This is a genomic window from Hyella patelloides LEGE 07179 (genome assembly GCF_900659865.1).
Taxonomy (GTDB): Bacteria; Cyanobacteriota; Cyanobacteriia; order Cyanobacteriales; family Xenococcaceae; genus Hyella; species Hyella patelloides.
In genome coordinates, this window is the sequence record NZ_LR214004.1 from 1 (window position 1) to 11,068 (window position 11,068).

Genomic DNA, 11,068 nt, shown 5'->3' on the forward strand with positions numbered 1-11,068 from the left:
ATTTATGCGGGAAATAAAATTAATCGTTTCTCTTGGATAAATTTGGGGATTTTTATTACTGCTTTAGGACTTATTTTGTCTTCTACTCATTTATCAGGCTTTGTTTGGTTAGCACAAATGACAGTTGCTTTTTTATTAAAAGATAAATATATCGAACACCTTAATGATTATAACAAGTTACCAAATATAACTCAAACTCAAGCCCAATTGCTACCAGCAACCACCTCAAAAATAGATATTAATAACTGTTCCCAAGACGATCTTGTATATGGTTTAGGATTACCAATTGTTTACGCTAATGAGATCAAATCAGCCCAAAATGAAGGTCATATTTTTACTCATATTGAAGAATTAGCTGACATTGCAGGAATTCCTGATAGTTATCTTCAACGGTTAGAGCATTTAATTATATTTAGTTACGATATCAAAAAAGAAGCAGATTTTTCTTGGCGCAAATGTAACAACTTTTCCAAAGAAGAGTTAATTGCTTGTAATTTAGAGCCTGAAGTGGTGGCTAAAATTATTCAAGAAAGAGAAAAAGCAGGACTTTATCAGTCTTTTCCTGACTTAAGAAAACGTACAGGGTTGCCTCTTAAGAAATTAACTGCTTTACTATAACTAATTTATTAAGATAAAAATTATAAAACTATAATGTGTCGTTTACTTGGTTATATTGGTGAGCCAATTCAATTAGATAATTTATTATATAAACCAGAACATTCTTTAGTTGTTCAAAGCTATAAACCCCAAGAAATGACCGCAGGATTGCTTAATGCTGATGGCTTTGGTATTGGTTGGCATCATCTTCAGAAAACAGATTTACCCTATACTTATAAAAATATCTTACCTATTTGGAGCGATCTGAATTTACCCCAAGTAACTCGTTATATAGAAGCAAACTGTTTTTTAGGTTATGTTCGTAGTGCAACACCTGGGTTACCAGTTGATTTAATTAATTGCCAGCCTTTTACCGATCGCGATTTGTTGTTTATTCATAATGGCTATATCGATAATTTCAGAAAAACATTATACAGACCGATACGCAATCTTTTAACTGATTTTGCTTATCAATCTATTCAAGGAAATACCGATTCCGAACATATTTGGGCTTTAATTGTTAGTCATTTACAACCTTTATCCCAATCTAGGATTGCCACAGCTTTAAATAATGCTTTAACCAAGCTGACAGAATTAGCGAGTATTCATGTAACAGATTTTTCTGCTAATATTATAATTTCTAATGGCGATCGCTTAATAGCTTCTCGTTATAGTAATCGAGATCATAACCCCTCACTTTATTGGATAAGAGACGATCCCATGTATCCTAATGCAGTAATTATTGCATCCGAACCCATGTTTGAGGGAAACTGGAACAGTTGCCCAGAAAATAGCATTATTACGGTAGAAAAAAATCTTGAAGTCTGTATTAACTCTGTCTCCTAAAAAAGCGATCTCTCAAGCTTTAGCCAAATGTCGCGAGCAAACATTAAAATTAGTTGCGAGAATCAATCATCATACCCTAACTCAACAGTCTCATCCTAATTTTAGTCCTATCGGCTGGCACTTGGGTCACATTGCCTTTACCGAAGCTTACTGGATACTGGAACAATTAGCCGGATTTCCCCCTTTATATCCTGAATATCACAAGCTATTTGCTGCCGATGGCTTACCCAAAGCAGAAAGACAGAATTTACCTAATTTAGAAGTTCTTGAAGACTATTTAGCAGTAGTTAGAGCAAAAACTCTTGATTACTTGAAAATAGCTCCCATAGAAACCCAACAGCGTTTATGGTGGTGGTTAATTCAACACGAATCACAACATAGTGAAACCATTGCTTTTATAGAACAATTGCACAGACTAAGTAGTCAGGAACAAGCTTTAATAAAAGACAGAAGAAGCAACGGAAAAAAAGATCGGGATATTTCTGCACTAATCAAAGCGACAATGGTTGAGATTCCCGCAGGAGAATTTATGATGGGGAGTAACGCCATAGAAGCACAAGATAATGAGCGTCCTGCCCATACTATACATTTAGATGCTTACTCTATTGATGCTTATCCTGTAACTTGTGGGCAATATCAACAATTTATGATCGCAGAAGGTTATCAAAAACCTCAATATTGGTCAAAACAGGGTTGGCAATGGCGACAACAAAAATCGATTATTCAACCTCTTTATTGGGTAGATGCACCTCGGTATCAAAACCATCCTGTTTATGGTGTGAGTTATTACGAAGCAGAAGCTTACGCCAATTTTATCGGCAAAAGATTACCCACAGAAGCGGAATGGGAAAAAGCAGCACAGTTTAAGATTTTGCACCATAGCGATCGAGTAAAAGCTGATGAAGGGCAAAAGAGACTGGAAGAGGGGGAAAGTAGTTCCTCTTTTTTGGGAAATCATAACCACTTAGTAGGTCATACTACCCCTGTTGATGCTTATCCTCAAACTCAAACTATTTGGGGTTGCTACGATATGTTAGGTAACGTCTGGGAATGGACTAACTCTTGGTTTGCTGGTTATGCAGGATTTTCTAGTTATCCTTATAAAGGCTATTCTGAACTGTATTTTGATAATCAACATCGTGTACTAAAGGGAGGAAGTTATGTCACTAGCCCCTATGCTCTCAGAAATAGTTTTCGCAATTGGTATCATCCTTGGGTAAGAGAAATTTTTGTCGGCTTTCGTTGTGCAAAAGACTAGAAATCTTTATATATCTATGTCACAAGTAAAACAATCATCTCATCAAAGTAAAGTCGCTCGTTTACGTCGTCTTTCTCAATTATTAGATAATGCTATTCCGATACCTGGAACTCCCTATCGCATTGGATTAGACCCTATTTTAGGGGTTCTTCCTGGTGGTGGAGATACGGTAACAGGTGCGTTAGGGGCTTATATAATTGTTGAAGCTGCCAGAATGGGCTTACCTCGTAAAGTTATTGGACAGATGGTAAGTAATATCATCTTTGATTCTGTTGTCGGTATAATTCCAGTTTTGGGCGATCTTTTTGATGTAGGCTGGAAAGCCAATCTCAGAAATATGGCTCTACTAGAAAAGTATTTGCACATCACTCCAAAAAAAAGAAAAAGTGACTTTATATTTTTAATTGGGTTAACGTTATTATTAGTAATCATTGTTCTTGGTTTTGCTACCTTAACAGTTTTACTAATTCGTTGGTTATGGAATTCGATTAATTAAATTGTGCAGAAAATTTGTCATTCAATAAATTTTATCAAATAAGTAGGTAAAGCGATCGCGAAGTGCCTCGCCAAAGGCGAGATCGCCTTATAGTTAAGATTAAAGTTTTGTTTTGGTAATGTTAAAAATTTATTTACCAGAGCAAGAAGATTGCCGATACTGATGCAGAATTTTAGTGAAAACTTCATTCCTGTTTATTTTCAGGTAGGTAAGCACAATAATTATGGCAATCACCAATCTATTTCCCACATTTGTTGACTTTTTTCGGTTAACTGTCAGTCGCTATCTGGGAATTAACTTAATGGGAGAAAAAATTGAAAATATTTTTAATTATCTTTGGTTAAATAACAAAATTGCTACTGGTGGGCAACCAACAGAAAAACAATTAGTCTTAATTAAAGATGCTGGATATGAGATAGTAATTAACCTCGCTTTAACAACTTCAGAAAATGCTTTGCCTGATGAAAAGGCTGTGGTGGAATCTTTAGGAATGCAATATATTCATATACCTATTAATTTTAATCATCCCACTCAAGAAGATTTTGCTCTTTTCTGCGAAGCAATGCAAACTTATCAAGACAAGAAATTTTTTATTCACTGTGCTGCTAACCTCAGAGTTTCTGCCTTTCTGTATCTTTATCGCACTCTTTATCAAAACGTAAATGAAAAATCAGCCAGACAGGATTTAAACAAACTATGGCAACCTAATAAGACTTGGCAAAATTTAATCGATGAAATTACCAACAATCACTCATTAATAACTCAAAAATAATCACCATCAACTAACAACCAAAAACTTGTAACTAACCACCAACCACTAATCTTACAGAAGTTCTGTAGGAGCTTCTCTAACCACTAACCAATATATGTTTCAATATACAAAACCTTTTTATTCCCTGTTGCTTTCGGCTGTTAAAAGCGATCCTGAAACTGCCCATCGACAAATGTTAGATACCCTAACTAAAATCGATAATTCTCGTGATACTGCTTGGGGAAGATTAACTATTAAACAATTACAAAACTCCTTTTGTATAGAAGATAAACGCTTACAACAAAGTCTTTGGGGATTAGATTTTCCTAATCCTTTCGGTTTAGCAGCAGGTTTTGATAAAGATGGTACAGCAGCAGGAATATGGGATAGTTTTGGCTTTGGTTTTGCTGAATTAGGGGCGGTTACATTACATTCTCAACTAGGAAATCCTCGCCCTAGAATGTTTCGTTTACCTGAAGACAAAGCAGCCTTAAATCGTATGGGTGCCAATAATTTGGGGGCTGCGGTAATGGCAGATACTTTAACTCAAACTTGGCAAAGAAAACCCCGTACTATACCCATCGGAATTAACTTATGTAAATCAAAAATTACCTCTTTAGAAGCAGCAGCAGATGACTATGTAGGCAGTTTTAAACTATTACAAGATACTGCCGATTATTTTGTAATTAATGTTAGTTCTCCTAACACTCCTGGGCTAAGATCGTTACAAGCAGGAGAACAATTAAAACCTATTTTATCGGCATTACAAGAAGCCAATCAATACAACAAACCGATTTTGGTAAAAATAGCACCCGATCTTAATTGGTCGGAAATCAAAGAAATCATCGATCTTGCCCTAGAGTATCAGTTATCAGGTGCGATCGCAACTAACACAACTATCAGTAGAGAAGGTTTAAAAACCAAAATCTTATCAAAAACAGGCAATCCTTTAACAGAAGAAGCAGGAGGAATTAGCGGTCAACCAGTTAAAGAACGCTCCACAGAAGTAATTCGCTTTATTTATCAAGAAACTAACGGTAAATTGCCTATTATCGGAGTTGGTGGTATTTTTACGACCGAAGATGCTTGGTCAAAAATTATCGCAGGAGCTAGTTTGCTGCAAGTATATACAGGTTGGGTTTACGAAGGACCTTGGATGGTTAAAGAGGTTTTATCAGGAATTTCAGCCAAACTAAAAGAAAAAAGAATGAACCATATTAGTGAAGCAATTGGTAGTGAACAATTGAAAGTTAAAAATTAACAATTATTTCTTTCAATGCTCGATCTGTTTGAATTGTTAATTGATAATTATTCACTACTTAAAGACTTCTCCTTCTCTTCCTTTCCACCATTCACCTAATTTCATTAAGTCTTGGTGGATATCTTCTAACTTCTCCATATATTCCTTGTTAGTAAGGTTGTGTTTATTTTCTTCCAGTTTTTTGAGTCTTAACTGCACTAAAAGCCAAGGTTTAGAAATGCCTCCAGTAGCTTCCATATATCTTGCTAAATCTTTGCTATCCATAATTTTTAATTAGTTTATGTTTTTTTGTCCTAAGAAATTGAACCAAACAAGATAAATACAAAATAAGTAATCAGTAATCAGCGCAAATTAGTACGAGTTTGTTTGTGATTTACCAAAAAAAGAGTAACTTACAAAAATTTAATTGCTCTATGAATCAGTAAGGAACTAAAATTAAAGGCGTTGCCTCATGGTGGTATGATGAATGATGAATAGCTTTTAATTGCTCTTTGACCTACAGATAAACAAGCTATTAACAACGAGCCACAAACCTTACCACTATTTTTTCATACTCCTCGCGCGTTCCTTATGATGAGTTTTACTCATTGGCTTCGCTCGTCAAATCAGCAACGCCAAATTAGACAATAACTCTGACTGCTTAGGTGATTACTGACTACTGTTACTAAGAAGACATTTTTTCGATAATTCTTTGGAGAATTTGCACTCCAGTAATTGCTTGCCAACCAAAAATACCCAACATTGTAATATTAAGACTGATATGACTGTAGCGTGCTACTTCATTACCTTTCTGCATATATGGTACTAATGCGGTAGAAATAGCCAGTATCGCCACCATTCCCAAACCTGCTATTAAATGGGATCCTACAAATAGCTTACCGTTATTAATGTAGGTAACAGCCATACCGCCCATATTACCTAACACGACTAAGGCTAGTAAAATAGAGCCTATTTTATGGTGTTTCGCACCAAATTGCTTTTTAACTAACTCTTTTCTAACTTCTTTGTCTGCTGTGCGAGTACGGCGACTCTGGATACCTAAATACAGAGCATATATCGCTAAGCCAAACAAAGTCAACATTGTTATAGGATGTCCGAATTGTGACCAAGTTTTTACTGCATCGGGAATTTCAAAAGCCATAGTGTTCTCTCTTCTTAAGAATGCTCATCGTTACGAAATTTAACTTAACACAAATTTAAGATTTCCTGGCTATTGATTAGACTTTTTGTCTGGTGTCAGAAGAAAGCTTCTAGAAAAAGACAAAAGTTGATTTTCTTTTTACTTTCAGAATATATCGAATAAACCAACAGACAATAATATTTTTTAAAATTGCTATGGGATTAGCTATAAGCTTTGAGCTTATAGCTGGTTGAAAGTAACACCAAGCTTTTTTATAGATGTCTTAACTTTAATGCGTAATGCTATATTTCTAAAATAATTCTATTTCTAGGGTAGAAGTACTACTTCTTTCATCTTTAATCCAGTTATCTTGAAACTGAGTATCTATAATTTCATTCAATATTTGATAAGCTTTCTTGTGAGGATTATTTTCGGAGCGATCGGGATAAGATACAAAAAGCACACGCCTACAATCTCTAAACTCGTCTGATATGCAAATTCCAGGAAGTCTAGAGATTACTGTCGGAATTAAAAGGAATGAAGATAAATAGGGATTTTCGGAAAAATGTATATTTAATATTTTTGTGGCATTTTTACAGGATTTAGATAAATCAGTATTAGAATCAAAGGCATAACTATGCCAATGAAAAATGGGCTGTAAGCTGCCATTATTGTTTTGGGCAACGGTGGATAGTTTACTTTCATTATTTTTGCAGAAGAAGCTAACCTTAGTAAAGTTTTCTGATTCTGATAAGACTAACGTAGCTTTTAATAAAATTGTAGTTATTATGATAAACAATACGCTTAAATGTCTATTCATTCTCACAAAGTAATGTTGTCGGGTTAATGAGACAAAAAAAGTAAAACTCAATATTTCTATAAAGAGTCACCGAGTCAGGAGATAGAAGATGATGTTTACTTGCTACTTGCTACTTGCTACTTGCTACTTCTCGAATAGTTATCTTAAAACTACTGGTTTCCAACCGAATGCGGTTTAACTAGAGAAATAAGAATACTGTGAGATAATTTGTTGAAAGCAATTTAGATAAATTTTTAACCTCAATGACAGACATAGCAAAACTGATTGAAGCAGTAGATAAAGCCGATTCTGCGGATAAATTACTAGAAGCAGTAGAAAATCTGGCGGATACTCATTCGGAAATTGCCATACCTACTCTAATCCAAGTTTTAGGCTTTAATAATCCTGGTGCTGCGGTTGCAGCCGTAGAAGGTTTAATCAAAATTGGCGATCCTGTTGTACCCTATTTATTGAAAAGCCTTGATGGTTATAATTATGGTGCAAGAGCATGGTCTTTAAGAGCTTTTGCTGGCATTGGCAATCCAGTAGCATTAGATTTATTGTTAAAAGCTGCCATAACCGATTTTTCTCAAAGTGTCAGACGTGCTGCTGCTAGAGGTTTGGGTATTATCAGGTGGCAAAAACTTCCTCCCGAAAAAGTTTTTCCTGCTCAACAAGAGGCTTTAAAAACACTATTAGTTGCCACAGAAGATGGTGAATGGGTAGTACGCTACGCTACAATAGTGGCTTTACAGACTTTAGGAAAAACTCAATCAGATTTTGTACCCAAAATCACAACTAAACTAGAAGAATTAGTGAATAAAGAACCAGAAATAGGAGTACGTGCTAGAGCAAAATTAGCTTTAGCTCGATTGCAAATTAGCTAAAAATTGGTGTTACCTAGCAGATTTTATTTGTTTGATAAATATTATTAAGTATTAAACCAAAAAGAAATTGCGATTAGCGAGACAATTTGCGGACAGCTTCGCTGCGCCTAAGGCGATCGCAAATTAAGACAAATTCGCAGTTGTGCAATTTTTGAGATAAGCATTCATTAATAGAATTACCTTATTAAAACTAGAAACTTTAAAATCCCTATTTTTAGGGAAGTCTAGTTGTTTTTTATAACAGTAGAAAAAAACCGTTATCGATTAATGTTCTAGTTTTTTCCAGCCCAAAACTTTATTGTTAGCCCGAAAAATAACCGAATTAGCCAAACCCAATTGTTTAATTGCCAAACGCAATACATGGGTTTGTTCTCTTGTTAACGGGAAAAGATAAGGAAACGAATTAAAATCAACACATAATACAGTAGAATTTCCCCAAGGTTCACGAAAAACCCGACTTTTTCCTAAAAAATTGCCAGTCAGTGTTTGAAAGCGAGCGAGAACCTCTTTTTCTAGATTGGCACTGGTACAGTTTAACGGTGATTCCATAGTTTTTGCTACTTCTAATTAGACAAAAATCCTGAAGTTTTTTTCGACAATAACCCCCAACCCTTGTTTATCATTAATTTTTAAGTTACTTTGAAAAAAGTTGATTTTTTTAGGGATCGCCCATCAAGCTTTAATTCATTAGTCTGAAGATAGCTGAAAATAACCATCTCTAACTTGGCATTGGGGGGAAATTTAAGATAATCTCGTAAACGACTACTATAATCTTGTACTTCACTTTTGTATTTGAAAATTAGTTAATTGACATAAGTTAAACAAAATATTCTTTTTGATAAAATATATATATAAATTGTGGCTTTTATGAATCAGCAAGAACAAACCGATAATTGGCTAGAAGAAGAAAGCACCGATCTGATTAATCAGGATTATCCCCAAAATAGTCAAGAAAACGAGATTGTTTATATAGCCGAACTTAATGGCGAATTTTTTACTGTAGACTACAACAACCAAAGCGATAATCCTACGGTAACTCCCCTCAAGGTAGTTAAATTTATGAGTCCAGCAGAGGGACAAACTGCAAATGGTCAAGAACTGTCTCCTGCATCATTTTTAGAAAAGGCAAGTGATACAGACGAAGATGCATCATCAATAATGTCTTCGCCTAGTAAGTCTAATCAACTTGTTTCTCTAGAAAATAAAGTAGATGGTGAACTTCAATCTCTAGAAACCCCTGCTAAACCTACACTTGCAAAACCCTCGAATCGAAAACAATCAGGCAATAAGAGTGTACTAGCTATGGGAATTGGTATAGGCTTACTGATTGCTTTAGGAGGAACCAGATTGTTTGCTGCTCGTTCTGGTTCTGATAGTGCCAACACTGTTATACCAACCGAACTAACACCACCTCAAATCCGCTCTGTTACCGTTGCCAAAGCTCAAACAAGCATGGTAGATCGAACTATTGAAGTATCAGGGACAGTAGAAGCTTTAGAATTGATTCCCGTCATCTCAGAAGTAGCAGGTTTGCAAATACAGCAAATTTTAGTAGACGAAGGAACGCAAGTAGATCGAGGACAAGTATTAGCCGAACTAAAAAACGACACTATAGAAGCAGAATATATTCAAGCGCAAGCAGCAGTGGATGGAGCGCAAGCTCGTTTAGCAGAACTGCAAGCAGGTACTCGTAGTGAAGAAATTGCCAGGGCGCAAGAGAGAGTTAACAGGGCGAACGCAGGTGTCGAACAAGCTCAATCAGATTTAGAGCTAGTTAGTAAGAGAGTCGAAAGAAATCGCAACTTACAAGTAGAAGGAGCCATTTCACGAGATCGCTTAGATGAAATCAATAACCAAGAAAGAATTAGTCGCGCTAACTTGGATCAAGCAGAAGCCAGTTTACAAGAAGCTAATCAAGAACTAAAACAACTGAGAACTGGTGAACGTCCTGAAGTTATTAGTCAAGCACAAGCAGAATTAGCTAGAGCTAAAGGTCAGTTAAAATATGCTTCTGTTCAGTTAGATAACACCATCATTAAAGCAGTTACTAGTGGCATTATTGCAGAACGCAACGCCAAAGTAGGAGATTTAACTTCTTCTTCTCAAACTATGTTTACCATTATTGAGAACGGTAGTTTAGAACTCAGATTACAAGTTGCTGAAACTGACTTGGGTAGAATCAAACCAGGACAATCCGTCACAATCACTAATAATCAAAATAATGCTCAATCTATTATCGGTAAAGTAAGAGAAATTGATCCCATTGTCAATAGCGATTCTCGTCAGGCAATTGTCAAAGTAAATCTACCATCGGAAACTAATCTTCAACCTGGAATGTTCCTCGAAGCTGCCATCACTACTTCACAAGTTCCAGGAACAACCTTACCGATTAAAGCAATTTTGCCTCAAACTGGTGATGAGGCGATCGCTTTTGTGGTGGATGAAAACAACACTGTATCGGCTCGTTCTGTAAAAATGGGTGAAATTTTAACCAATAATCAAATAGAAGTTCTTGCTGGCTTAGAAAGCGGGGAAACTGTTGTAGTTAAAGGGGCTGCTTATCTCAAAGACGGCGATCGGATTTCTATTATTAATGAATCCTAGCTGTAGCGCATTCTCAAATCACTGGTGAAAATTGTGTCGGGCTGGCTCGTGGGTGATAGCGAGGTTTACGGGATAAGGCAATCAGAAAGAGCTTGATAATTATGCTGCGGTACTTAATTTATCTGAAGTTAATAATTATTGAGAGTATCTTTACAGTAACGACACCTAAACTCTGGAGATATTACGTATATTAGATATATAAGGTTCGACAACTTACTGATTTCTCATTATTAAAGCTAATTTTTATATGTAATTATTTCTAACTTTTGTCTGTGTGTGTTGATGGCTGCTCTGATTGGTTTCAGGGCAGTTTTTTTTATCCGCATAATTTACTAGATACTTAATCTGATATTAATAATTATTGAAAGTATCTTTACAATAACGACACCTAAACTCTGGAGATATTACGTATATTAGATATATAAGGTTCGACAACTTACTGATTTCTC

12 protein-coding genes are annotated in these 11,068 nt (G+C 35.6%); 8 read left to right on the plus strand and 4 right to left on the minus strand.

What is annotated here, in order from left to right:
* The 6 genes from H1P_RS25855 to H1P_RS25880 form a co-directional block, all read left to right on the plus strand.
* On the plus strand, positions 1–618 hold a 618-nt coding region (locus H1P_RS25855), incomplete at its 5' end, for a helix-hairpin-helix domain-containing protein (protein WP_144872958.1).
* Between the two features lie 33 nt (positions 619–651).
* Complete coding sequence (egtC, locus tag H1P_RS25860; protein WP_144872961.1) at positions 652–1,443, plus strand: ergothioneine biosynthesis protein EgtC; 792 nt, start codon at positions 652–654, stop codon at positions 1,441–1,443.
* Positions 1,415–2,701 (plus strand): SUMF1/EgtB/PvdO family nonheme iron enzyme, encoded by a 1,287-nt coding sequence (locus H1P_RS25865; RefSeq protein WP_144872964.1) that lies wholly within the window; start codon positions 1,415–1,417, stop codon positions 2,699–2,701. The genes egtC and H1P_RS25865 overlap by 29 nt, the downstream gene beginning before the upstream one ends.
* Before the next feature lie 16 nt (positions 2,702–2,717).
* The gene (locus H1P_RS25870; RefSeq protein WP_144872967.1) at positions 2,718–3,197 is read left to right on the plus strand and encodes a DUF4112 domain-containing protein; all 480 of its coding nucleotides are present in this window, start codon (positions 2,718–2,720) and stop codon (positions 3,195–3,197) included.
* A gap of 223 nt (positions 3,198–3,420) precedes the next feature.
* Positions 3,421–3,969, plus strand: a complete 549-nt coding sequence (locus H1P_RS25875) for a protein tyrosine phosphatase family protein (protein WP_222427239.1) — start codon at positions 3,421–3,423, stop codon at positions 3,967–3,969.
* A gap of 94 nt (positions 3,970–4,063) precedes the next feature.
* Complete coding sequence (locus H1P_RS25880; protein ID WP_144872970.1) at positions 4,064–5,209, plus strand: quinone-dependent dihydroorotate dehydrogenase; 1,146 nt, start codon at positions 4,064–4,066, stop codon at positions 5,207–5,209.
* 54 nt (positions 5,210–5,263) lie between these two features.
* Here the strand turns inward: H1P_RS25880 and H1P_RS25885 are convergent, their stop codons facing one another.
* The 3 genes from H1P_RS25885 to H1P_RS25895 form a co-directional block, all read right to left on the minus strand.
* Positions 5,264–5,473, minus strand: coding sequence for a hypothetical protein (locus H1P_RS25885; protein ID WP_144872973.1), 210 nt, complete (start codon positions 5,471–5,473; stop codon positions 5,264–5,266).
* Between the two features lie 400 nt (positions 5,474–5,873).
* Positions 5,874–6,350 carry a DUF4079 domain-containing protein gene (locus tag H1P_RS25890; protein WP_144872976.1) on the minus strand — a complete coding sequence of 159 codons (477 nt, stop codon included), beginning with the start codon at positions 6,348–6,350 and terminating at the stop codon, positions 5,874–5,876.
* Positions 6,351–6,639: 289 nt separating this feature from the next.
* Positions 6,640–7,149, minus strand: a complete 510-nt coding sequence (locus tag H1P_RS25895) for a COP23 domain-containing protein (protein ID WP_144872979.1) — start codon at positions 7,147–7,149, stop codon at positions 6,640–6,642.
* 242 nt (positions 7,150–7,391) lie between these two features.
* On the opposite strand from H1P_RS25895, the gene H1P_RS25900 reads away from it, so the two are divergent.
* Entirely contained in the window at positions 7,392–8,015 is a 624-nt protein-coding gene (locus H1P_RS25900) for a C-phycocyanin alpha-cysteine-84 phycocyanobilin lyase subunit CpcF (protein WP_144872982.1), read from the plus strand.
* Between the two features lie 264 nt (positions 8,016–8,279).
* Here the strand turns inward: H1P_RS25900 and H1P_RS25905 are convergent, their stop codons facing one another.
* On the minus strand, positions 8,280–8,564 hold the full coding sequence (locus tag H1P_RS25905) for a hypothetical protein (RefSeq protein ID WP_144872985.1): 285 nt from the start codon (positions 8,562–8,564) through the stop codon (positions 8,280–8,282).
* A gap of 318 nt (positions 8,565–8,882) precedes the next feature.
* On the opposite strand from H1P_RS25905, the gene H1P_RS25910 reads away from it, so the two are divergent.
* On the plus strand, positions 8,883–10,619 hold the full coding sequence (locus H1P_RS25910; protein WP_246141956.1) for an efflux RND transporter periplasmic adaptor subunit: 1,737 nt from the start codon (positions 8,883–8,885) through the stop codon (positions 10,617–10,619).
* Positions 10,620–11,068: the final 449 nt, after the last annotated feature.